General features: G+C 40.9%; 21 protein-coding genes and 1 pseudogene. 13 read left to right on the forward strand and 9 right to left on the reverse strand.

Annotated features, from left to right (window positions below; genetic code table 11):
• Positions 1-30 precede the first annotated feature (30 nt).
• The 4 genes from queE to AC13CK_RS12040 all read left to right on the forward strand — a co-directional run bounded on the left by queE (position 31) and on the right by AC13CK_RS12040 (position 2414).
• Complete coding sequence (queE, locus tag AC13CK_RS12025) at positions 31-741, forward strand: 7-carboxy-7-deazaguanine synthase QueE (protein ID WP_071850385.1); 711 nt, start codon at positions 31-33, stop codon at positions 739-741.
• Between the two features lie 34 nt (positions 742-775).
• Positions 776-1444: a 7-cyano-7-deazaguanine synthase QueC gene (gene queC / locus AC13CK_RS12030; RefSeq protein ID WP_005097579.1), complete on the forward strand. Its 669-nt coding sequence runs from the start codon at positions 776-778 to the stop codon at positions 1442-1444.
• Between the two features lie 16 nt (positions 1445-1460).
• Positions 1461-1874 (forward strand): hypothetical protein, encoded by a 414-nt coding sequence (locus tag AC13CK_RS12035; RefSeq protein ID WP_004645640.1) that lies wholly within the window; start codon positions 1461-1463, stop codon positions 1872-1874.
• A gap of 81 nt (positions 1875-1955) precedes the next feature.
• On the forward strand, positions 1956-2414 hold the full coding sequence (locus AC13CK_RS12040; RefSeq protein ID WP_425878912.1) for a peroxiredoxin: 459 nt from the start codon (positions 1956-1958) through the stop codon (positions 2412-2414).
• A gap of 87 nt (positions 2415-2501) precedes the next feature.
• Here the strand turns inward: AC13CK_RS12040 and AC13CK_RS12045 are convergent, their stop codons facing one another.
• Both AC13CK_RS12045 and AC13CK_RS12050 read right to left on the reverse strand, forming a co-directional pair.
• The gene (locus AC13CK_RS12045; RefSeq protein ID WP_076754925.1) at positions 2502-3065 is read right to left on the reverse strand and encodes a YceI family protein; all 564 of its coding nucleotides are present in this window, start codon (positions 3063-3065) and stop codon (positions 2502-2504) included.
• 409 nt (positions 3066-3474) lie between these two features.
• The gene (locus tag AC13CK_RS12050) at positions 3475-4080 is read right to left on the reverse strand and encodes a LysE/ArgO family amino acid transporter (protein WP_004645643.1); all 606 of its coding nucleotides are present in this window, start codon (positions 4078-4080) and stop codon (positions 3475-3477) included.
• A gap of 104 nt (positions 4081-4184) precedes the next feature.
• Between AC13CK_RS12050 and AC13CK_RS12055 the strand changes: the two genes are divergently transcribed.
• Positions 4185-5090 carry a LysR family transcriptional regulator ArgP gene (locus AC13CK_RS12055; RefSeq protein WP_425878909.1) on the forward strand — a complete coding sequence of 302 codons (906 nt, stop codon included), beginning with the start codon at positions 4185-4187 and terminating at the stop codon, positions 5088-5090.
• A 5-nt stretch (positions 5091-5095) separates the two neighbouring features.
• Here the strand turns inward: AC13CK_RS12055 and AC13CK_RS12060 are convergent, their stop codons facing one another.
• Positions 5096-5665 (reverse strand): nicotinate-nicotinamide nucleotide adenylyltransferase, encoded by a 570-nt coding sequence (locus tag AC13CK_RS12060; RefSeq protein ID WP_425878907.1) that lies wholly within the window; start codon positions 5663-5665, stop codon positions 5096-5098.
• A 103-nt stretch (positions 5666-5768) separates the two neighbouring features.
• On the opposite strand from AC13CK_RS12060, the gene AC13CK_RS12065 reads away from it, so the two are divergent.
• The 4 genes and pseudogenes from AC13CK_RS12065 (at position 5769) to AC13CK_RS12080 (ending at position 9763) form a co-directional block, all read left to right on the forward strand.
• Positions 5769-6569, forward strand: a complete 801-nt coding sequence (locus AC13CK_RS12065; protein ID WP_004731699.1) for an enoyl-CoA hydratase-related protein — start codon at positions 5769-5771, stop codon at positions 6567-6569.
• A 71-nt stretch (positions 6570-6640) separates the two neighbouring features.
• Positions 6641-7435, forward strand: a complete 795-nt coding sequence (locus tag AC13CK_RS12070; protein WP_005106427.1) for a nitroreductase family protein — start codon at positions 6641-6643, stop codon at positions 7433-7435.
• Positions 7436-8398: 963 nt separating this feature from the next.
• Positions 8399-8869 (forward strand): MarR family winged helix-turn-helix transcriptional regulator, encoded by a 471-nt coding sequence (locus AC13CK_RS12075; protein ID WP_085064150.1) that lies wholly within the window; start codon positions 8399-8401, stop codon positions 8867-8869.
• Positions 8870-9154: 285 nt separating this feature from the next.
• Positions 9155-9763: pseudogene (locus AC13CK_RS12080) on the forward strand (hypothetical protein).
• An 84-nt stretch (positions 9764-9847) separates the two neighbouring features.
• On the opposite strand, the gene AC13CK_RS12085 reads toward AC13CK_RS12080, so the two are convergent.
• From AC13CK_RS12085 to AC13CK_RS12095, 3 genes are all read right to left on the reverse strand, one after another.
• On the reverse strand, positions 9848-11311 hold the full coding sequence (locus AC13CK_RS12085; RefSeq protein ID WP_425878904.1) for a carotenoid oxygenase family protein: 1464 nt from the start codon (positions 11309-11311) through the stop codon (positions 9848-9850).
• A 140-nt stretch (positions 11312-11451) separates the two neighbouring features.
• The gene (locus tag AC13CK_RS12090) at positions 11452-11769 is read right to left on the reverse strand and encodes a YqfO family protein (RefSeq protein WP_425878902.1); all 318 of its coding nucleotides are present in this window, start codon (positions 11767-11769) and stop codon (positions 11452-11454) included.
• 17 nt (positions 11770-11786) lie between these two features.
• The gene (locus tag AC13CK_RS12095; RefSeq protein WP_425878900.1) at positions 11787-12668 is read right to left on the reverse strand and encodes a LysR substrate-binding domain-containing protein; all 882 of its coding nucleotides are present in this window, start codon (positions 12666-12668) and stop codon (positions 11787-11789) included.
• Positions 12669-12838: 170 nt separating this feature from the next.
• On the opposite strand from AC13CK_RS12095, the gene AC13CK_RS12100 reads away from it, so the two are divergent.
• A complete protein-coding gene (locus AC13CK_RS12100; RefSeq protein WP_425878898.1) occupies positions 12839-14581 on the forward strand; it encodes an FAD-dependent oxidoreductase in 1743 nt (580 codons plus the stop codon).
• Between the two features lie 42 nt (positions 14582-14623).
• On the opposite strand, the gene AC13CK_RS12105 is transcribed toward AC13CK_RS12100, so the two are convergent.
• The 3 genes from AC13CK_RS12105 to purL all read right to left on the reverse strand — a co-directional run bounded on the left by AC13CK_RS12105 (position 14624) and on the right by purL (position 19733).
• Positions 14624-14749, reverse strand: a complete 126-nt coding sequence (locus tag AC13CK_RS12105) for a KGW motif small protein (RefSeq protein WP_004645654.1) — start codon at positions 14747-14749, stop codon at positions 14624-14626.
• Between the two features lie 286 nt (positions 14750-15035).
• On the reverse strand, positions 15036-15779 hold the full coding sequence (locus AC13CK_RS12110) for an abortive infection family protein (RefSeq protein WP_482831231.1): 744 nt from the start codon (positions 15777-15779) through the stop codon (positions 15036-15038).
• Between the two features lie 120 nt (positions 15780-15899).
• Entirely contained in the window at positions 15900-19733 is a 3834-nt protein-coding gene (purL, locus tag AC13CK_RS12115) for a phosphoribosylformylglycinamidine synthase (protein WP_005252422.1), read from the reverse strand.
• Between the two features lie 1305 nt (positions 19734-21038).
• On the opposite strand from purL, the gene AC13CK_RS12120 reads away from it, so the two are divergent.
• From AC13CK_RS12120 to AC13CK_RS12130, 3 genes are all read left to right on the forward strand, one after another.
• Positions 21039-22676 (forward strand): sodium:solute symporter family transporter, encoded by a 1638-nt coding sequence (locus tag AC13CK_RS12120; RefSeq protein ID WP_004279102.1) that lies wholly within the window; start codon positions 21039-21041, stop codon positions 22674-22676.
• Between the two features lie 11 nt (positions 22677-22687).
• Positions 22688-22819 (forward strand): putative transporter small subunit, encoded by a 132-nt coding sequence (locus tag AC13CK_RS12125; protein WP_004645659.1) that lies wholly within the window; start codon positions 22688-22690, stop codon positions 22817-22819.
• A 195-nt stretch (positions 22820-23014) separates the two neighbouring features.
• A complete protein-coding gene (locus tag AC13CK_RS12130) occupies positions 23015-24355 on the forward strand; it encodes a deoxyguanosinetriphosphate triphosphohydrolase (RefSeq protein ID WP_005103835.1) in 1341 nt (446 codons plus the stop codon).
• Positions 24356-24448 lie beyond the last annotated feature (93 nt).

A 24448-nucleotide genomic window follows, 5' to 3' on the forward strand; every position in this document is an offset into this window, starting at 1 on the left:
GTTATTTATTTTTCATTGGTTAGTTTTGTTATGAATACGCTTCGATCTTCCGCAATTCCTGTCTCTGATCCGTCTGCGGGTTTACGCATTACGGAGATTTTCTATTCATTGCAAGGTGAAGCCAATGCCGCAGGACTGCCAACAGTATTTATCCGTTTAACCGGTTGCCCATTGCGTTGTAGCTATTGTGATACCACCTATTCCTTTGAAGGTGGTGAGCGTCAGTCTCTAGACGATATTATCCAGACTACGCTTGATTTTAAAACGCCTTACGTCTGTGTGACCGGTGGTGAACCTCTGGCACAGCCCAATGCCCTGCCCCTGATGCAGCGACTGGCAGATTTAGGATGTCAGGTTTCACTTGAAACCAGTGGGGCTCTAGATGTGTCCAAAGTGGATTCACGTGTTTCCAAAGTCCTCGATTTAAAAACACCAACTTCAGGTGAAGTTGCACGGAATTTGCTTTCTAATCTCGATCATTTAACTGCACATGATCAAATCAAGTTTGTGATATGCAATCGTGAAGATTATGAATGGTCAAAGCAGCAGTTAGAACTGTACCAACTTCAAGACAAAGTGAGTACAGTTTGGTTTTCGCCTGCATTTGCGGTCGAAAAAGGTGCAGTTCAGTTACCACCACTGGCACGTGATTTGGCTCAGTGGATTTTAGAAGACCATCTCCCTGTTCGTTTCCAGTTACAGCTACACAAGTTGTTATGGAATGATGAAACTGGTCGTTAATTTTTTGTAAAGTATTTTTTTGGAGAATCAGCTTATGCGCCCTCGTGCCATTGTCCTGTTATCTGGCGGATTAGACTCAACAACATGTCTGGCTTGGGCACAGGCACGCTATGAATGTATCGCACTCAGTTTTCGATATGGTCAGCGTTCAACGACCGAGCTGGATGCAGCAAAAGCTTTAACGCAACGTGCGGGTGTGGAACATAGAGTGATCAATATTGATCTGGGTAATCTGGGTGGCTCAGCCCTTACCGATCATAGTATTGAGGTGCCCGACCATGAACAGGCTGGCATTCCGATTACCTATGTTCCGGCACGTAATACTATCTTCTTGTCTTACGCCTTAGCAGCAGCTGAAGTGTTCGAAGCTGAAGCGATTGTGATCGGAATTAATGCGGTTGATTACTCCGGTTATCCGGATTGCCGTCCGGAATTTATTGACGCATTTGCCAACATGGCACGCCTTGCGACCAAGGTTGGCGTAGAGGGTCAGGCGCTCAAATTTGAAACACCTTTGTTACATTTATCCAAAGCAAATATCATTCGCTTAGGTATTGAACATGGCGTAGACTACAGTCAAACGGTGTCATGCTATCAAGCAGATGACCAAGGACGTGCCTGTGGCAAATGCGACAGTTGTCGTTTACGTAAACAGGGTTTTGCGGACGCAGGTGTTGAAGACCCGACACGTTATATACCGTAATAACAAGGTAGAGTTTATGAAGAATTTAAAATCAAGCATCGTGCTTTCAGCAATTGTTTCAGCTGCTGCTATGTTCGCAACTACAGCTCAAGCGGCTGATGACAAATTACAACAAGCTTATAAAAGCACCAATGTAAAATCTGCATTGATCAATGTTTGTAAAAATGAAACTGGCAAAAGCAAAAAATTGACATCTGCTGAAGTCAGCAAATATTGTGGTTGTGCTATTGAAGCAGATGGCAAATTAACCAATGCACAAAAATGGGAAATTCAAAGCACTATTAACCAGAAGAAAAGCCCAGGCACTTTAGCTTTTGTACAGAAGCAGAATAAAGATCTTCAAGCATGCTTTGGTCCACAGTTAACAGGCAAACTGAAAACTTTGACTGAAGAAGCAATGAAATCAGCTCAAGCGGCACCAAAGAAATAAGATCTGATTATTCTTTGATAAAATAAGCCACTATAATGTGGCTTATTTTTTTGAAAAAATTTAAAGAAAACAGGAGTTTTTATGTCTGAAATTAGTTTGCTTGACCAGAATTTTCCTGCGACGACAGGCGAAATCAATTTAACCCAGTTAAATACAGAATGGCTGGTGATTTATTTTTATCCTAAAGATTCTACGCCGGGCTGCACCACTCAGGCAGTTGGCTTTTCCTGTTTAAAAGATCAGTTCGATGCTTTGAACACCACAATTCTTGGCGTATCCCGTGATTCGGTAAAAGCCCATCAGAACTTTACTGAAAAGCAGAATTTGAGTATCAATCTGATCAGCGATAAAGAAGAAATTTTGTGTCATCATTTTGATGTGATTAAAGAAAAGAACATGTATGGCAAACAAGTGATGGGCATTGAGCGTTCAACTTTTATTTTCCATAAAGGCCAACTGGTCAAAGAATACCGTAAGGTCAAAGCAGCAGGTCATGCAGAACAAGTTTTGGAAGATTTAAAAGCTTTGCAAGCTGCTTAATTGTATGCTTGTGTATGAATAGAAGCTCGAAACATTCGGGCTTTTTTTTACGATAACATTTGTATAATCAAGTATTTTATATTTCCCCTAGTTCATTTCACACTGTCCTGATAGATGAAGATTCACTTTATCTCCTACCCCGGCAATTCCTTTTTTCATACCAAAATCCCTACGGTTAATCACGGCAGATGCCTGAACATCAAGCAGCTTGGCATTCGACATACTGGGTTTAAAGGTTGTTTCGAAAATCACTGGCTTGGTCACACCACGCAGGGTTAAATGACCTAAAACATTGTATTTGCCATTGCCTAGATCTTTAAACTGGATACTTTTAAAAATTACAGTCTTATATTTTTCTACATAAAACAGGTCTTCGCCCAAAATCATATGTTTAAATAGCGGCTTACTAAAGCTTAAACTTTCTACATCCATGACCAAATGGGTTGAGGCATTTTGCGGTGCTTTAGCATCAAACTGCATCGTAGATTGAACCTGATTGAACTTGGCTTTAACTACAGTAAGACCCATCGACTTAATCTCAAAACCGACATCACTTTTGGGAGTTAAGGTCCATGATCTTGCAAAAGACTGACTAGTCAAAGCTAAACAGATCGCTAGGCTAAGGAGCCCAGTTTTTATTATTGTTTTCAATTTTAAATCCACCTTGTTTAATTTCTTATTGATCGGATTTAAGTACACGGCTTAATCTGAAACTAAATTTTCTTGTTTTTTGAACGAACAGGTTTTCGTTCTTTTTATACCAGTTTATTGAAGTTTTTGTAAAATCATTCATGACTAACGGACAAAATACTTGCTTTGATTTTTCTCTAATAAGTGGCCCTGCTAGCCTAGCAGGAGACTGTTTTCATCTTATAAAATTCTGATTTTATAAATTTTTATATAAGACAGATCGTTGATTTTAAGCTCAATTTATATTGGAAATATCCATGTGCTCGTAGTAATGAAAAGAGTTGTTTTCTGCGCTGCCTATTCTTGATCACTATCTAAAATGACACGTTTAGACAACTCTTAACCGATCTATCCACTTCCGTAGCCTAAATCAAATACTGAGTATTAATGACACCGCGACGCCCCACATGGTACATGCAATAATAGCATCCAGTATTTTCCATGCTTTTGGATGTTGAAACCAAGGCGTCAGTATTTTTGCTCCATATCCCAAACTAAAGAAAAAAAACCAGGAAGCACAGACAGCACCTAAAGCAAACCACCATTTTCCTAAGGCGTATTGGGTTGAAATTGATCCAATCAATATGACTGTGTCTAAGTAAACATGCGGATTCAGCCAGGTAAAAGCCAGGCAGATCATCAGTACTTGTAGAAAATGCTCTGTGAGCTGACCACTTGGTGCCAAGACCTCGGTTGATTTAAATGCGCTGATCGCATGGCGTAAACCATAATAAAATAGGAATCCTGCGCCAATATATTTAGAAAATATAACAATATCCGGATAATGTTCAATGACGCGCGCAAAGCCCAGTACGCCAAGCAGAATTAAAATGGAATCAGATAAGGCACAAATCACACAGACCCAAAACACATGCTGCTGTTTTAAACCTTGTTTTAATACAAAAGCATTCTGTGCACCGATACTGACAATCAGGCTCATTCCCACAGCAAAACCACTCATCATATAACTGAACATCACATTCCCCCTTTTTCGAATAAATGAATTATTGAACAAAATGAGTGCGATTAATTAAAACTAAGTTAATATCAATTTAACTAAATTATTTTTAGATAATAGAAATGCTGAATGCGAAACAATGTGATGCTTTTTATGCAGTTGCAAAAACGGGAAGTTTCGATCTGGCTGCCGAGCAGCTAAATATTACTGCTTCGGCAGTGACCCTTCGTGTTCAAAGTCTGGAAAAAAAATTGGGACAATTGCTTCTGGTCAGAGATCGGCCTTGCCGCGTGACCCAATCCGGGCAAACTTTATTGCATTATTTACAGCATCAACGTTTGCTAGAACAGAATTTGATGCAAGATTTGGGTGGACAGCTGCAACATGAAGGTTTCTATTGTCTGAATATTGCCACCAATGCTGATTCACTCGCGACCTGGCTATTACCCACCTTACAAGCCCAGCTGATCCAGCATAAAATTGTGCTGCATTTTCAGGTAGATGATCAATCTCAAACTCATCATCTGTTAGAAGCAGGTCTCGTCAATGCCTGTTTGAGTACTGAAGCCAAGGCAATGAAAGGTTGCCGGGCCGAATTGATCGGACAGATGCAGTATCGTCTGGTTGCCACCCCTAAGTTTTCCCGAAACTGGTTTCATCAAGGCGTACATCGGGATGCGCTACGCCTTGCCCCTGCCATTATTTTTAATGAAAAAGACCAACTCCATACCCAATTTATTCAGCACGAATTTGGCCTGAACCTTGCTCAATATCCTCACTTTTTTATTCCATCGACCCACGCATTTTTTGATGCGATTGTCATGGGTCTAGGCTATGGCTGGCTGCCGGACTATCAAACCAGGGATTTGCTGGAGTCAGGTCGACTGCTTGAACTTTCAAGTGAGATGCGAATTGAAGTACCCTTGTATTGGCATCACTGGAAAGAACAGTCTCCTGCTCTAGAAATCCTTGGGGAATGTTTGAAACAGCATGCTCAAACGACCATGAATCACCCCATAACAACCTGATACTTTTAAAGCAGATTGGTTTTATCATTCTGGGCAAATTTTTCACTGAGTTGCTGATAGGTCGTGGTTTTTTGGAAATTCTCTAGAAAATCAATCGTGCCTTGTGGAAATTTATCTCGTTGAATTTCGCCACGATAATAAGCTTCACGCATCGGCGTAGCGGATAAGGCATCTTCCAGGCTGTCAAGTTCGACCATTTCCCATTCTGGGAAAAACTTTAAATAATAAGAAGAATCATCTTTAAAATGCCCAATTAGTCCGATTTTGGCATCCGGTTCAATAACCTGATTCACCAGCGATTTCACCAGTTTTTGCCATTTTTCATCATTATAAACATCTATGACTTCTACAAATTTGATCCGAGCTCGATCTTCAGGACTGAAATTTGACAGGATCATGGCTTCACGCTCCGAAGCCAAAAATGGATTCTTGATATTGCGTTCATTTTGTGCAGAACCAAGCGCTAAAATCACATTCTGACTGTGCTGCAGGGCAATGTTAATCGTTTGCATGTGTGCCAGATGAAAAGGCTGAAAGCGGCCAATGAAAACCAGATAATCAAATGTATAGTTCATAAGGGATCAGTTTTTTATGACTCATGAGTTGTGCTGTCCCAATAAATATGCGACATAATCATTCCCATAAAATCAAATTAAGTTTTAAAGCAAGGATAGTACGATGACACTGAGCTGTATTCAACAACCTCATGAGCATTTGAATGCGAATTTAGAACATGGTGTACTCACTTTAGCCATCAATCGCCCGGAAGCGAAAAATGCGTTATATAGCGAGCTTTATTTATGGATTGCGAAAGCCTTAGATGAAGCAGATCAGGCGCCTGAAGTTCGTGTAGTTGTATTGCGTGGTCAGGATGCAGACTTTAGTGCGGGCAATGATATGCAGGATTTTATGAAATCTGCTGCGAAGAAAGGTCAAGCACCCGCTGCTGAAGGCCCACCGTTTGTTTTACTGAAATCTGCCGCAAAATTTTCCAAGCCTTTGATTGCTGCGGTGCGTGGTGTTGCGATCGGCATTGGCGTGACGATCTTACTGCATTGTGATCTGGTCTATAGTGACAATACTGCCCTGTTCCAGATTCCATTCGTCAGTCTGGGTTTATCGCCTGAAGGCGCTTCAAGTAAGCTGTTGATTCAGCAAGCGGGTTATCATAAAGCAGCTGAATTATTGCTGACTGCGCAAAAATTCAATAGCGAAAAAGCACTCGATGCAGGTCTGGTGAATAGCATTGAAGAAGATGTTTACACTAAAGCAGCAGCACAAGCTGCCCAGCTCTCTGCCCTGCCATTGGCATCACTGGTGCAATCCAAAGCCTTGATGAAACACAATGTGAATGAAATTGTAGAATGGATTGACCATGAAGCAGAAATTTTCATGCAGCGTGTCGGCTCGCCAGAAATGCTGGAAGCGGTTCAAGCCTTTATGCAAAAACGGAAACCTGATTTCACACAATTCAACTAATTTTCAAACTTATGAGTTCAATGAGGTGGTTTAGACTGCCTCAATCTTTTATTTTTCCAAGAATCTGAAGTATGCCAAATCAAGACTCCCAAACCTCTTCCCAAACAACAGATAGTTCAAATCCAGAAAAGAAACGTTATTACGAACCTGCACCTCAAGATATAGATGTCGATAATTTTCGTAAGGTGATTGAAAGCCGACGTTCGGTGCGTAAATTTACCAAAAAGCCAATTCCCGTTGAAGTTCTGGATGCCTGTCTGGATTTGTCGTTGTTGGCACCGAATTCGTCGAACTTACAGCCTTGGACTTTTTATGTGGTACAAAATCCGGGCAAGAAAAAGCGTTTGGTAAAAGCCTGTATGAGTCAACTGGCAGCCAAAACAGCTTCTGAGCTAATTGTCTGTATCGCACGTACCGACCGTATCGATGAAATGGCGAAACGTAATGTGAATGAATTTCCATTTCCTGAAGCACCGCCTGCAATTAAGAAATACTATAAATATATTCCTTACAACTATAAGACTGGTTATCTGAATGCTTTTGGTAACTTTAAGAAAGTGGCTTTCAAAGTTGCCCGTACATTGGATAAACAAATGCCAGTGTCTGCTTTCAGCCCGGCTGATGCGAAACTGTGGGCGACCAAAACAACGGCACTTGCTTGTGAAAATCTGGTCTTAGCTTTACGTGCTTATGGTTTTGATAGCTGTATGATGGAAGGTTTTGATGAGCCGATGGTTCGTGAAATTCTGAAATTAAATGATGAACAGTATCCGGTCATGGTAATTGGTGCAGGTGAACGTGCCGAAGATGGAGTATTCTTCCCTCAGTACCGTTTTGATCGTGAGCTGTTTATTCAGAAGATTTAAGCTTCTCATCTTAGAAATTAAATAGCTTAAATCTGGTAGATATCTTGTGACATGGATGTCACATCATTCACTTTTTATTCGCTAAAAACTATATAAGATAAATCTTAAGGGAAATTTCATATTTTTTATTAACGCCCTTTCATAAGTTGTTTTTTACTAAGTTACAAATTTTAGATGCCAGAAATTAAATCTTAAATCGGGTCTTTTCCCATTATTCTGCTCGTGCTCAGTAAATATTTTGAAAGCTTTCACACTACCAAATACATGCACAATTCCGATTCTTCTTCCATTAATTTTTTGATTATAAGTTTTGAGTTCAAGATCCAATTTAGTGATTTCTCTAGTTAAATTTCTTTTTAATCGAGAATTAAGCTGAACTAAAAAGTTTAAAAAAATTTTACACAATCACACAAAATGTCTATTGCGGAATCTAAAAGATAGTTTATTTTTCTTCTATTTTTCATGAAGATAATTTTTATACTTTTAAAGTATAAAAAAATTAAAATATTAAATATCAATATAAAACAATATCTTAATATGCTTTAAAAAGACTTACAAAACTATCTTAAGCTTAATGAATTAAAGTTAAGGCAAAAAGAAAGATGAATTTTCCGAAATAAAAAAATGCTAACCGGAACAAATATTTAAGTATTTCTTAATTGAAAATGGTATTTTTTGTGATAGATCATTTAATCATTAAGATGATTTAATCAGTTCGCATAATAACAATAGATAAATAAAAAAAAATGTGACTGAAATTTTGGCTCTCTAGTTCTTTTATAAAAAGAGGCTCGAAGAAGCAAAAAAGAATTAGAGGGTTCGTCTTAAAAAGAAGTTAAATAGGAGGTGAAGACGTACTGAAGATAAGATTCATAACCTTATAATAGGATAGTAAATATTTTGAAATAAAATGCATTTTTTAAACAAATTAAAAAGACCCTAACATATAGAAGAGTTGAGGCCATGACAAAAAAGTACAGTAAATTTTTATCCATTCCTACAGATTTTAATTTAGAAGATTCACCCTATCATTGGATTAGTCAAGTGCATACCCAATATGTGCAAAATGTTGACTATGCCTTAAAGAAATACGGTTTAGACAATTCTCGCAGACGTATTTTGCTGGCATTAAAATTTAAAAATAGAGCGAGTATTTCTGATTTATCTGACATGTTGATTTATAAGATGTCGACCACTACTAAAATCATCTATCGCCTAAAAGATGAGGGATTAGTACATACTTATTCCTGTGAGGATGATGCACGAATTACCCGAGTATTATTAACCGAAAAAGGTCAGCAAATGATTAAAAAGATTAATGATCTTAGCGTTGTTGTACTAGAGCAATCTTTCGATGGTTTAACACCGTTGCAAATTGAAAAAATGCTACACAGTCTTAAGCATATTTTCCGCAATCTAGCTCCTTCGCATTAGTTGAATTAAAGGGAAATTAAAGTATATAAAAATTGAGTTAAAATCAGGGGAAATTATATTTTTTAAATTTCAGGAAATAATATTATAATAATTCGCATAAAAGATATCTATTTAAAATAATAGATATCTTTTATAATTAAAAAAAATAATCATCTGTTTAATTAATATTTATATAATAACAACATTTAAAAAATTAATTCAAATCATAAATTATTTTAACTAGATCAAAGCCAATTACGGAACAGCATTAAAATTTAATCTAGATTTAAACCTAGGAGCAAACTAATGAAAATAAAATATCTAGTAATCTGTGTTATCTGCTTATTAACTGGCTGTCAAGCAACGGCACCGCTTATGAAGAATAGTATCACTTTTGTTGTAGGGCCATCCGACTTTGAGCATAACTTTGTTTTTAAAAACAATTAGCCATTGTGTCGTAATTTTTATGATAGCGATGGAAATATGCCTGTAAAAAGAAAAACTAAATATTTAACTACAGATAACACTTGTAAAGTATCTCCTGAAGGTTATGTGCCTGAACAAATTATTATTGAATATGCCCCTTGGTTGACTTATGAAGAGCAAATAAAAAAAGGATATGGTGTTCCTGAAGAACTACGTTATGCTCAAGGAGAAGAGGCAGCAAAAAAAAGACTCGCTATAATGGCAGCGCAACAGGAAGGTGTAGCAAAAATCCCAGCCACAGCATGGAACCGTATTGTACTAACTCTTCCTCAAGAAGTAGAAAAATATAAGTACCAAGTTTCTGAAGGTAAAGGCAACCGTAGTCAAGGTAAAGAGATTCATTACCTCATTTCCCTGAATCCCGATGGTAGCTACGACATAAAAACCAAATTGTATTGGGTCTCAAAATATCAAGAATTCTGGAATTGAATTTCAATTGTAAGCCTATGATAAAGTCCGTTTGATTTCAGAGGTTTCTACTTATATAGATAGCTATATATACCTAACTCAAGCTCATATTGTTCTCAATTTCCGATAATCAACCCAGTTACAATGAAACCCGACGGGTACACGAACCGGTAAATGAATGGTTGCAATCGGTCCTGTCGTCATCTGCTGTGCATCCAGAATCACCACTTTGGATGGGCATCCATCTAGAGCATGAACATAAGACATGAGCCAGCCATCATTTTCAGCTTGCGCCCCTTCCCGTGCGACGAATATCACCTCTCCTGTTACCCAGTTTTCTCCAAAAGAATAGCTTTCTGAATTGCCAGTTTCCACATCATGGCTCAAAAGAGTATTGCTGCTGACATGAAAAGGATCATCAAACTCGCCAAAGGAAATAGTGTAGACATAGCGATAAGGCCGTCCGGTATAAGCTTCATTAATCTGTGGGAATTCCTGTTTCATCTCGGATAATATCGTCCGAGCCACTTTTCCAGTGCCGTGTTCAAAAATGAACCGCTCCAGCCGAATATCCTGATCTTCAATCGGTCCCTGAATCGAACTGACCAAGGCTTTGGAGTGCACCACCACATCCATAACCACATCACCAGAATCCAGCTCATAAGCATTCACGGTATGAAAAATAAAACAGGGATCAATCTCATACCAGCGAATATCAATTGCCTTACCGTCAAAAGGCAATATACCCATGCGTGCCTGCCGTTTTGGATTCCATTGATATGGCAACATTGAACCCTTTAAAGCACTGCGTACAGAAAAGTTTACATTCAGGTCCAGAATCAGCACATGAGATCTGGTAATGGCACAATCATGAATCATCGGACCATGTTTCACTGGAATGTCGACATAATGTTTCAACTTACCTTTTGAATCTATCTGCAAATAAAAAACTTTGTTCTGACTTAAAGCATCATAACAAATCGCATGAATATCGCCCGTTTCAGGATCAATATGCGGATGGGCAGTAAATGGAAAATCCTGATCATCTTCAAATAAATGATGTCGTTTTGACTCCAGTGCAGCATTCAACTCAACTGGATATGCACCCGCTTCTACCAGTGCCCAGATTTTTCCGGCAAAGTGGATGACATTGGTATTGACTGCATCCGCGACACCTCGCGTTTTACCGGGAATTTGTGGTCGATGAAGTTTTTTCTGCACACTGGCAGAACCGATATAACTGCTTTTATACCAATGTGCCTCACCACCCTTCAGTCTGAGCGCATGCAACATACCATCGCCCGTAAACCAGTGATAGTTGCGTGGGTTTTTAACATTAATAGGATTTGGACCAATCCGCATTAATGCGCCATCCAGTTCTGCAGGAATTTGCCCTTCAACCTTTAAATTTGTGGAAAAGTGTTCCTGCCGCTCTGGTGCAAATATACCTTCCAGATAGGGATTATCCGGTGAATATGGAATGCGCTGATGCAGGATTTCTGTACCGTACTGGATAGATTTGCTGAGAGTATTCTTAAGCACGCTGCTCAGCGGTTTTGGCCACGGCATTGTTATTTTCCTTATTATATTTTTTCTTTGGATTATTCTGGCAGAGATGATAATAACAAAAACAGGTTGGATGGTTTCTGAATCTAGACTAACGGCGCGCCAAGTCAAACGCGCCGCAGCAGAGCATCAATTTTATAATTTTAGACTTTGATATCCAGAAGTTGAATAAACTCAAAAGCTGGCTCTTCATAAGGATGGCTTTCTTTTAAGGCTTTAGCGACCTCGACTGCCTTTTCATCTGGCACCAGAATTTCTACCCGCCATTCTTCTACCTGCTCCAGTTGACCGACTTCACCAATATGAGGATCTGCACCTTCTTGCGGCTTAAACTGTCCAGTTCCCAAAACCTGCCAGGCGCAGTTCGTATACTCACCAATGCCACCCGCTCCTGTTGCAAACACTGCATTTTTAGTGTCTTCCAGATTTTCGTCCGGTACGTAATAAATCAGCTTTAACATATATTCCTTCCTGAAATTCAGATATTTATTGTATTTTTAAGGGCTTGGGTAATTATCTTCAATGCAGGATTTTGAGAATTCTTGTTAAATGTTGCATACAAGCCTAGTTTTGGGAGCACCTGATCCGTCTGGATGATTTTCACATGATCATTCAAAAATCTCAGTAAATACTCAGGAGTAAAACTAAAACCCATTCCCATATTGGTCAGATTGATGTGTTGCAATACATTGGTCACCCACAGTAGCTGTTCATGTTCGAGCTGATCAATATCAAGCAGCTGATCCAGCTTTTCATAAAACACGGGTGTTGCATTCTGCTCACACATAATCATATTGTGATTTTTCAGTTCCTGTAATTTCAGGATTCGATCTGTAGGATGTAAATGCTGAGCGGCAACCAGATAAATTTGCTCGGTTAATAAATGAATATTGTCAAAATCTGGATGATCGAGATGAAAACGGGTAATACATAAATCCAGTTCAGCATTTTTTAGCCGCTGAATCTGTTCCATACAGGTCAGGCTATGCAGATGTATTTTCAAGTCCGGCATGGTTTTTTTAAGCTGGGCCAGAATCTGAGGCATCACTTTGATTTCTGCCACGTTTAAAAAGCCAATATGAATCTGGTTATTTTTCTGCTGTGCAACCTGACGTGCTGCTGCCACCGCCAGCTTGGCATTTTCCAGTGCTTTTTCGGCATAGACCTGAAAAGCCCGTCCTTCATCGGTGAGTTTGACTTTTCTGGATGAACGATCAAACAGGACAACGCCTACTTCCTGTTCCAGATCCTTAATTTGCTGGCTTAATGACGGCTGGGCAGTAAACAGCTTTTCGGCGGCCTTGGTAAAACTTTGTTGCTGCGCCACGGTGATAAAATAGCGTAAATGTCGAAGTTCCATAGCCTGCCCGGTTTCTGATCAGGTCAGCATCTTAAGATTATGACCCACGTATTGCAAATAAGAATAGGTCGATAGTTTATATGAATATCGCTATATCAACAGATCCTGTTTTACTAGACTGCCTGATCATATAGATAGCTTGTTCTTCACGCATATACATGGAGTCTTGTATGACACAACACTATGACACTGATGTTCTGATCATTGGTACCGGTCCTGCAGGTTCAACATTAGGTCTGACCTTAGCCAATTATGGCATCAAGGTACAACTGTTTACCCAGTTTAGCTGGCTGGCCAATAGTCCACGTGCCCATATTACCAATCAACGTGCCATGGAAGTATTACGTGATTTAGGTATTGAAGAACAGGTTAAAGAGATTGCAACACCATGGGAACAGATGGGTGAAAGCCTGATTACCACCAGTCTGGTCGGCGAAGAAATCGCCCGTTTAAGTGCATGGGGTACCGGTGATGAACGTCATGGTGACTATATCCAAGGCAGTCCATGTCCATTAGTCGATCTGATTCAGCCAAAAATGGAAGCTTTACTGGTGAAAAATGCCGGTGAACGTGGTGCAATTTATAACTTCAATACTGAATACCTGTCACATGTGCAGGACGAAGATGGCGTGACTGCTACTTTCCTGAACCGCATTACCAATACTGAATTTAGCTTAAGAGCAAAATATCTGGTGGGTATGGATGGTGCTAAATCTCGTGCATTGGAACAGCTCGGCTTGCCACTGGAAGGCGTGATGGCACGTGCCGGTACCGTCTATGTGACCTTTAAAGCTGATCTTTCTCAATACGTTCAGCACCGTCCTGCGATTCTGCAATGGATCGTGAATCCTGAAGCCAGCTTTGGCGATCTCGGTATGGGATTGTTACGTGCCATTACGCCATGGAATGAATGGATCATGGGTTGGGGCTTTGACATTTCCAAAGGCGAACCACAAGTGACTGAAGAACAGGTCCGTGCCCGCCTGAATGCTTTTGTTGGTACTGAAGTCGAAGAAGTTGAAATCCAGAAATTATCGTACTGGTATGTGAACCAGACCTGGGCCACTGAATATTCTAAAGGTCGAGTGTTATGTGGTGGTGATGCAGTACACCGTCATCCACCATCGAGTGGCCTAGGTTCAAATACCTGCATGCAGGATGCCTTTAATCTAGGCTGGAAACTGGCATACGCGGTAAAAGGCTGGGCTGCACCTTCCCTGCTGGATTCCTATACCACCGAGCGTGCACCGGTCGGCAAGCAGATTGTAGCGCGTGCGAACCAGTCACGTTTTGATTATAAATACCTGAAAGAAGTCTTTGGTTTTGATCAAGGTGTGACGACTCAGAAGCAAATGCTGGAACGTATCTTTGCGGAAGATGAGCAAGGTGCTGAAATCCGTCAAAAACTATTTGAAGCTTTGGAAATTAAAAACTTCGAATTTAATGCACAAGGTGTAGAACTGAACCAGCGATATAGCTCCAATACGGTGATTGCAGAATCCGAGCCTGAGATTTTTGAAAAAGATGAGCAGCTTTATTTACAGGCAACCACTCGCCCAGGCGCTAAAGTTCCGCATACTTGGCTGATCAATGCCAAAGGTCAAAAGCAGTCGACACTGGATATTACGGGTAAAGGTCGTTTTACCCTGCTCACAGGTTTATCCGGTAAAGGCTGGAAACAGGCGGCAGAAGCATTGGATTTGCCATATCTGGATGTGACTCAGATTGGTTCACGTGACTATCGTGATGTGTATGGAACCTGGAATGCCAAGTCTGAAATTCATGAATCTGGTGCAGTACTGGTTTGTCCGGATGGTTATGTGGCTTGGCGTTATCAGGACAGTACCAATAAAGCTTTTGATTATGAAAATACGTTAAAGGCGGTATTGAAGCAGGTTCAATTGGTTATTTAAATTATAAAGCCACCTTAATGGTGGCTTTCTTAAAGCTGATGATCAAGAACCCTGCAGCAAGTAACTGCCCACAACGAACAATATTTGTAGTCCTACAACAATACAAAACAACATCCAGCCTTTCTGACGCATTGCCGCCTTATCCATTATTCTAAGTGTTTTAGCCATGTCATCACCTCATCTTTGAGAATTGATACTGAACCGATCTATTCCATCTTTCTTTTATAGTGCAATAAAGTTGTGCATAAAACATACCATAGCACTTTATATACAATATAAAAGCAAAATCTAAACCAACTCAGCAGGAAGAAAAAAAATTAAAAAATCAGAATGCTTAAAAAGCAAAAATCCACCAAATTGGTGGTTGAATAATCCTATGTTAGTGAATTTATTTTAATTTTTCCATACAGTAAAATTAACATACTATTTAAAAACAATATTTATAATAAAAAATTCATTCACCTTGTTTTAATTTCCAAGATGAGAATAAAAACACGGACATTGTACCAGCCAAATTCACTGCTAATTCTGCATGTCTTGGAGAAGGTTTAAAGTTTATTTTACCTTGCCCATGAGCATCACCCACTTTATTTCTCAATGATCCTAAACCTTCAATGATGGAACTACATCCTCCGAGAATTTGTTTGAAAGTCTGCTCCGTATGTTGAGATGGAGCAAGGTTTAATTCTTTACTCACCAATCTATACAGTTGATTTATATCTGGAGCATTGCCATAACCGACTTCGTATTCATCAAGAATATATTTGCAGGTCGATTCTAAAAGTGTTCGAGCTAATGTAATCGCACCTTCGGGATCTGTACTTCTTCGCTCTAATGCTTTCTGCCATATTTGATGTATATAATCCGAGCTTAATTCAGCAATCTTCAACTGTACTACCTGATCCAATGGAGGAACATCTAGACTTTCTAATACATTAAAGAATTCTTTAAATTCCGAATAAATATAATTTTCACGTTCAGCGTAAGATTCAAAATCCCACTTAATCCTAGCTTCAAATTCATCTAATGTGCGTGTGTCTTTAATAAAAAATGGAATATATTCATAAAAGTTTTTAAATGTCAGTAACTCTTGTCTAAGCTGCATAAATGCCTCTGAAGAACCTTTTTCATAAGTATCAGTAGCTCTAGCTATTACCAATTCTTGTAAAAGTAAAACTTTTTCAATTAAATCGGACATTTGAGGACTCTTTATTCATTTTTTAATCTTTTTCAATTCTATATCTAATCACCTATAAATCTATAATTTGCTTATTAAAAAAGCCCCTTTCGGGGCTTTTTTAATTCTTGATTATATCAATTAGCCAATAAATTTACGTGCATTACGGAACATACGTAACCAAGCACCGTCTTGATCCCAGTCTTCTGGTTTCCAGGAATGCTGGAGCGCGCGGAAGTTACGTTCAGGGTGCGGCATCATAATCGTTGCACGGCCATCCTGAGAGGTTACACCGGTAATACCTTCCGGTGAACCATTCGGGTTCAACGGATATTGTTCAGTTGCATTGCCATGGCTGTCGACATAACGTAGAACCACCTGATTCGATGCATTCAGTGCAGCAAAGTTTTCCGCCGTTGCAACTGCACGACCTTCACCATGCGCCACAGCGATCGGCAGAATCGAACCTTGCATGTCTTGTAACAATACTGAATTCGATTTTTCCACACGAACGTTCACTGCTCGCGCTTCAAATACTTCAGACGTATTGCGATGGAAACGTGGCCAAGCATCCGCACCCGGAATTAATGGAGCCAATTGAGACAACATTTGACAACCATTACAGATACCGAGCGAGAAGGTTTCTTGACGGTTGAAGAATTTCTCAAACTGGTCACGCAATTTAGCATTGAACAATACGGATTTCGCCCAGCCCCCACCAGCGCCCATCACGTCACCATACGAGAAGCCACCACACGTTACCAAACCTTCGAAATCATCCAGGCTGATACGACCTGCCAGCAAGTCACTCATGTGGACGTCAACGGTATTGAAACCGACTTTGTCGAAAGCTGCCGCCATTTCAATATGACCATTCACACCCTGCTCACGCAGAATTGCCATATTTGGACGACGCAAGTTAATGAAAGGTGCTTCAATCACTTCATTCAAATCGAATGTTGGTTGGGCGATAATACCTTTGTGTGCTTTATCGGTAATTAAGGCAAATTCCTGATCTGCAGTTTGTACGTTGTCACGTAGGCGCTGGATTTGATGAGAAACTTCAGTCCATGCCACTTGCAGATCAGCACGTTCAAGTACCAAACCATTTACAGATAACTGATCAGAATTATTTACAGTACCCACCACTGCAATTGCATCTTTAAGCGTAGAGGCTGCAACTTCAGCTTGTAGTGCTTCCCAATCTGCTTTCGAGATTTGCAGCACTGCACCAATTTCTTCAGCGAACAATGAAGCAACAGATTGATCTTCAAGTGCGACACCAAGACGTGAAGCGAACATCATTTCTGCAACAGTTGCCAATAAACCACCATCACCGATGTCATGATACGCTTTGATTAAGCCACGGTTGTTCCAGTCTTGAACCAATGCGAAAAATGCTTTGAAGTCATCGAAACTGTCGACATCAGGCGTCACTGAACCGATTGCTTTATACACCTGCGCCAGAATCGAACCACCTAGACGGAACTGACCTTTAGACAGATCAATACGAACCAGTACAGATTCAAGATCTTTTAATTCAGGAGTCAATGTTTGACGTACATCAGTCACTGGTGCAAATGCAGTGATCACACCTGACATTGGAGAAGTCACAGACTTGTCTTCACCTTCGTCATTCCAGGTGGTACGCATAGACAATGAGTCTTTACCGACCGGAATCGCGATACCGAGTGCAGGACACATTTCCATACCGATAGCTTTCACGCCTTCGAACAATGCCTGGTCTTCGCCAGGTTGACCCGCAGCAGCCATCCAGTTTGCAGACAATTTGATGTCGCTGATTTTTTCAATCTTCGCAGACATGATGTTAGAGATCGATTCAGCCACAGATAAACGTGCTGATGCAGCAGGATTCAACAACGCTACTGGAGGACGTTCACCCATTGCCATTGCTTCACCGGTGTAACCGACAAGACTTGTAGTTGTTACTGCAGCATCCGCGACAGGAACCTGCCAGCGACCCACCATCTGGTCACGCGCGACCATACCGGTAATCGAACGGTCACCAATACTGATCAGGAATGATTTAGAAGCCACTGTCGGGTTTTTCAGAACGCGATAAATCGCATCTTTTAAATCCGTAACTTTAGCCGCGTCAAAATCATCGCCTTTACGTTCAATCGTTTCATAGGAACGGCTCATACGCGGAGTACCGCCAAGCATCACCTGCATTGGCATATCCACCGGTTTGTTGCCGAACAATGGATCTTCAACGGTTAAGTGACGTGCTTCAGTCGCCTCACCCAGTACTGCAAACGGACAACGTTCACGCGCACAGATTGACTCAAATAATTCTAAAGAAGATGGACGAATCGCCAATACATAACGTTCTTGCGCTTCGTTTGACCAGATCTCCATTGGCGACATGCCAGGTTCTAAAGATGGAATCTTACGAAGATCCAGCACTGCACCTAACTCGTGATCATTCACCAGTTCAGGCATGGCATTTGATACACCACCCGCACCTACATCATGTACCGACACGATTGGGTTATGGTCTTCCATGCGCCAGCAAGTATCGATCACCTCTTGGCAACGGCGTTCCATTTCCGGGTTTTCACGTTGTACCGAAGCAAAATCAAGGTTCTCGCCCAATTTACCGCTATCTACAGAAGATGCAGCACCACCACCAAGACCGATCAGCATGGCTGGACCACCGAGTACGATCAGCAAATCGCCCGGTAAGATCGGATCTTTTTCAACGTGATCTGGACGGATATTTCCGTAACCACCAGCGATCATGATTGGCTTATGGAAACCTTTAACATCGCCATTCACGTTTTGTTCAAAGGTACGGAAGTAACCGTTTAAAGCTGGACGACCAAATTCGTTGTTAAACGCAGCACCACCAAGCGGGCCTTCAATCATGATTTGTAACGGCGATGCCATACGCGATGGTTTGCCGTAGTTTTCTTCCCAAGGCTGTTCAAAGCCCGGAATATTCAGGTTAGATACCGTGAAGCCGGTTAAACCTGCTTTAGGCTTACCACCACGACCGGTCGCACCCTCGTCACGGATTTCACCGCCTGAACCTGTCGCTGCACCGGCAAATGGTGCAATTGCTGTTGGGTGGTTGTGGGTTTCCACTTTCATCAGGATGTGAGCAGCTTGGCTCTTGTATTTATAAACCTGATGGCCGTTGTCTTCTTGGGTTGGATAAAAACGCTGGGTATCCGAACCAACAATCACTGAAGCGTTGTCTTTATAAGCCGACAATACATCTGTCGGTGATTCTTTATAGGTGTTCTTGATCATCTGGAACAACGACAATGGCTGAACTTCACCATCAATCGTCCATTCCGAACCAAAAATTTTATGACGGCAATGCTCAGAGTTGGCTTGCGCAAACATCATCAGTTCGATGTCATTCGGATTACGACCTAGCTTGATGAAAGCCTCAGTCAGGTAATCAATTTCGTCCATTGATAATGCAAAACCAAATTCATTATTGGCTTTTACCAGTGCTTCTTTACCTTCACCCAGAATATCAATCGAGTTCAGTGGTTTTGGCGCAGTTTCCACAAATAATACCGCAGCATCTTCAATCGCATTGAATACGCTTTCGGTCATACGGTCGTGAAGTACTTGCAATGCTTCTTTAGAAAGCTCTTTTACGCCCTTCAAAGTAAATAAAACGCCGCGTTCAAGTCGATGAACCGGCGTATTACAGTTTTTGAAAATGTCCGTCGCTTTAGAGGACCAAGGAGAGATGGTTCCGACGCGCGGTGTGACTAAAATCTGGATTTCATCACTTGCAGCCTGGTGCAATTCAAAAGATTGACCATCGTTGAGAAGCTGTAAAGCTGATTGCTGTTGTTGCTCGCTGAGCGCTTGGTCAAAGAGGTAGACCCATTGACTTTCAATTGATTGAACAGAACTAATTGACGTCAAACGCGATAATAGTTGAGTTTTCTTAAAAGAAGAATGTGCGGGTGCACCGGCAACGATAAACATGCTGATTTTGGCTCCACGGGATGGTCTGAACAACCATGCCACAATGTGACTTGAGAGAGCGCATATTCTACTGTGAAATAAGGAAATCGGCTAGATGCCAAATCAGAAAACTACGTCTGAAATATCCTGGACTTTTAAAATATTTCGTTTATTTTCAGTCAGGAAAATTGAATGTAGTCGCACAGGTTAACACATTTTTTTCAAGAAAAATCAAAACCGCTTCAGAATAATTTTCTGCATAAAAATTGTATTATTTTTCAACAACAATCGGGACAAAATCAAATTCAGGTTTTATTGTCATGACCTGCCAAAATTCCTATTTAGGCCAAAATGAAATACTTGATTACAAGATTTAATGAAGTCGTATTTTTTGCAGACTGTTTTTGATTCTTTTGATTGACTCTTAACTTTGACTTCTAAGATTAGAAAACTGGTTAAAGGTCTTCTGCCGTTTTCTGTACTACAAGGAACAGTTCTCCGCTGATCTCCGCCATTACAGTAACAGAGGCAAATTACTCCCCTCTATGAAAGAATAATTAATACTGAGTGGTATTTTAATCTGACATCATCTGCGGGGGAAAAACCGGACATCCATTCTCAACTTCTAAAAGAATAAAAATAAAGTTTCTTATTTGGGCCTTTTATTTTTTTATATTTGATTTTTATCTTCTCAGATCATAATTAAGCGAAATTTACTCATCTAAAAGACCAAAAAATATATCGACAAAATCCCCCACCATATCCAATATTTTGAAATTTCATCATTTATTCATGAGCTCTATTATGCGTAAAAAACACAATATAAATAGCAAAATACCACTTATATTTATGAGGAAATTTACCAGGAATTATGAGGCTTATATAAAAAAATAATGAAGAAATGATTAATAATAAAATTTTGTTACCTTTTTTATTTAATCCGTATTCTCAGGTTTTATTTAACTCGAAAAGTTTAAAATAAATATTTGTAATTGCTGAAAAAATATAGAAAATTTTCTTTTTTATTCAACTAACAGAATAACAGGCCCACACGTCTATATCAGCTAAGAATCTTACCAAATAGACACTTCATCAGTAAATTTGATGATTTTATGTTAAGCTCTAGCCGAATTGCTGAGGAATTGTCCAAATTCTGAGCCTGGCAATGGTTTTTCCTTTCTGCTGTAGAGATGAATATAAATTCTATATTCGGACACTAATTTTTTGATGTTCTATAGCTTCACTGCTCTGTCTATTTTAGAGCCTTAATCTGTCACCAATGATTTAATTTTCAAAAACAAAAGGTGACCCGCTTAAGGAGTATGTATGTTTCAATTCACTAGTACAGCAACTGTACTATTGATGGTGCTTTTCTATGGCATCACTTTTTTACTATCGTTACGTATTAAACAGAAAAATGAAAATGTTGATGGCTACATGGTCTCGAATGGCTCCATCGGATTTGGAATGTCTGCGGCCAGTATGACCGCCACCTGGATCTGGGCCGCCTCGTTTTATGCAGCAGCTTCATCCGGATATACATACGGCGTTTCCGGTGCCCTACACTATGGTTTGTGGGGTGCGCTGATGATTTTATTTATCTATCCCTTTGGCAAGCGCTTTCGTGAACTGGCGCCTAATGCCCACACCTTGGCAGAAATTATGCATGCCCGGCATGGCAACCAAAGCCAGATGATTCTGGCAGGTTCCAATATTGTGGGCAGCGTGATCAGCCTGATGGTGAACTTTACCGCCGCTGGGGCACTGGTTGAGATTTTATCTCCTTTAAGCTTTATCCATGGCGTGCTGATTACCGGTATCGGTGTGCTGTCCTATACCCTCTGGTCGGGCTTCCGTTCTTCGGTGTTTACCGATTTTGGTCAACTGGTGGCGATGATTGTCGCGGCTGTGATCATTATTCCAACCTTGTTCTTCACCTTAGGTGGACCTTCCCTGTTTCAAAGCGGGATTCATCACCTGCAGCCGGAACAGCTGGATTTTTTCTCTAAAACAGCCTTTCTGGAACAAGGTGCACCATTTTTTGTTGCCGTATTGGCCTACGCGATTGGTAATCAGACCATTGCCCAGCGCCTGTTTGCAGTCCGTGAAGACCTGATCAAACCGAGTTTTATCACTGCAACCATTGGTTATGCTGCAATTGTTATTGGTCTAGGCATGCTGGGGTTATTGGCACTATTTGCAGGTATTCAGCCCATTGATGGCAACCTGAATAACCTGATTCCGCAAATGGCAGCGACTTATCTTTCTCCATTTATGGTCGCGCTGTTATTCATCATGGTGATTGGAGCATTGTCTTCTACCGCTGACTCGGATCTGTCTGCCCTGTCTGCGATTGTCATGACGGACATTTATGGCAAACAGATTGCGAAAAACAGCCCTGATCCAAAGAAAATGCTATTCATTGGCCGTATGACCATGATCGTTGCCACCATGCTTGGAATTGTGATTGCCACCTTAAAGTTTGACATTTTGTCGATGCTGATTTTTGTGGGTGCGCTTTGGGGCTCTATTGTATTCCCGGTAATTGTTAGTCTGTATTGGGACAAGGTGAATGCCCGGGCCTTTAACTGGTCAGTGGGCCTCGCATTTTTCAGCTTTCTGATAGTACGTTTTGAATGGCTTCCGATTCAGGGATTGATCGCACTTGGCTTTGAACTCGTTGCGACCCTGGGGATTGGTGTGGTGCTGGGTCTGATGACCTTTGGTTTCTTTGGCAAGAAAGTGGGTCTGGTCGTTGGCATATTGGCCAGTATTGGCTTCATGCCATGGACCATCGGTTTCTTGCGTGAATACGGCACCTTGTTAAGCTCACTAACAGCTTATGGCAGTAGTGCACTGGTATGTACGGTGTTGACGCTGGTCTACAGTAAAGAACGATTTGATTTTAAACAAATCAACAAGATGGTGATTGAATTTCACCAGCTATCTGAGAAAAGTAAATAAGGAGATTTCAGATGACAAGTCAATTATTGACTCTATATGTACTTTTTTGGCCTTTGGTGGCAAGCCTGGTCTTGTTCACGATTTGTCTGAATGTCTATAAAGACACACAACAGGCCAAGAAAAATGGCGAAGAGCTAATTTGATTCTTCATCCTAAACAAAAAGCAGGCTATTGAGTCTGCTTTTTATTGTTCATTTGATGATTTCGATTTTTAATTCTCAGTCTTTTCCAGCTGACTAAAATAACAATAGGGAGCATGACAATTCATGTCGCACTGCCCTAGTGCAGGAGCTAGTTTTTTGGCATGATGCAAATAGTGGATCACTGAATAATGATAAATGACTCAAATGCGTTGGTTAGAACTGCTTTCGACAGTTCGGATTGGTAGTAAAAAGCAGAGCACTGAACTGGCACGAAGCCCGTTTCATAAAGATTATGACCGTATTATTTTTTCGCAAAGCTTCCGGCAGTTAAACCGCAAAACCCAAGTCCATCCATTGACCCAGCATGATGGCATTCATACCCGTTTAACCCACTCACTGGAAGTCTCCTGTATTGGCCGTTCACTCGGTATGCTGGCTGCAGAGAAAATCAAAGATAATTTACCTGCCTGGATTTCTCCGGCTGATGTTGGCGCCATCATTCAGGCTGCCTGTCTGGCACATGATATTGGCAACCCGCCTTTTGGTCATGCCGGTGAATACGCCATTCGGGAATGGTTTGACGATGCATCACATACCGACTTTTTAAAAGATTTGAGTCCTGAACAGGAAGCCGATGTACGCCAGTTTGAAGGCAATGCCCAAGGCCTGCGCCTGCTGACCAAGATCGATTACCATCCCTATGATGGCGGCATGCGCCTGACTTATGCCACACTTGGTGCCTATCTTAAATACCCATGGCTCTCTGAGGCCATTGACCCGACTGGTAACACCCCGGCCAGTCGACGTCCAAAATTTGGTTGTTACCAGTCTGAAAAAGAGATTTTGCAGGAAATTGCTGAACAGTTGGGTTTGATTCAGCTCGGTGAATATCATTATTGTCGTCATCCGCTGACCTATCTTTTAGAAGCTGCGGATGATATCTGTTATGCCCTGATTGATCTGGAAGATGGTATTAGCCTGAATATGCTCAGTTATGCCGAAGTCGAGCCAGTTTTCCTGAACTTGCTGGGTGAATATGGCACGCCTGAAGAAATCAATCTGCCTAATACCACCTGGCAACAAAAAATTGCCGCCTTACGTGGCCGGGTCATGAAACGTCTGGTAGATGAAGTCACCACGGCCTTTGCCCGACATCAGCAGGAAATTCTAATGGGCCAACTGCAAGGCTCATTGCTGGGTTATTGCAGTGCCGACATTGAGATTGGCATTAACCGGGCCAAAGAACTGGCGCGAGACAAGATCTTCGAACATCCGCAAAAAGCCGGTCTGGAAATTATCGCGCATCAAAGTTTACAAACGATTCTGGATGCCTTTATTCCACTGACCACGCCGCACAAAACTTTAAGCTTTAAAGAACAGCGTTTAATGGCCATTTTAAAACGTTCGGGTGCGCAGTTTAGTGCTGATCATTATGACAACATTATGCAGGTGCTGGATATTGTCTCCAAGTTTTCTGATCATCAGGCCTATAATCTGGCGCAGGAACTGCATGGCAATAAAGCCGGGTTACTCTAATGCGAACGAACGCTTGATGATAATCTCAGCAAAATCACTGGATTTGAATGATAGAGTTTTGCCTTTATCGAAAATGCTGACTACTATGCCTGT

The organism is Acinetobacter sp. L-24 (assembly GCF_056857555.1).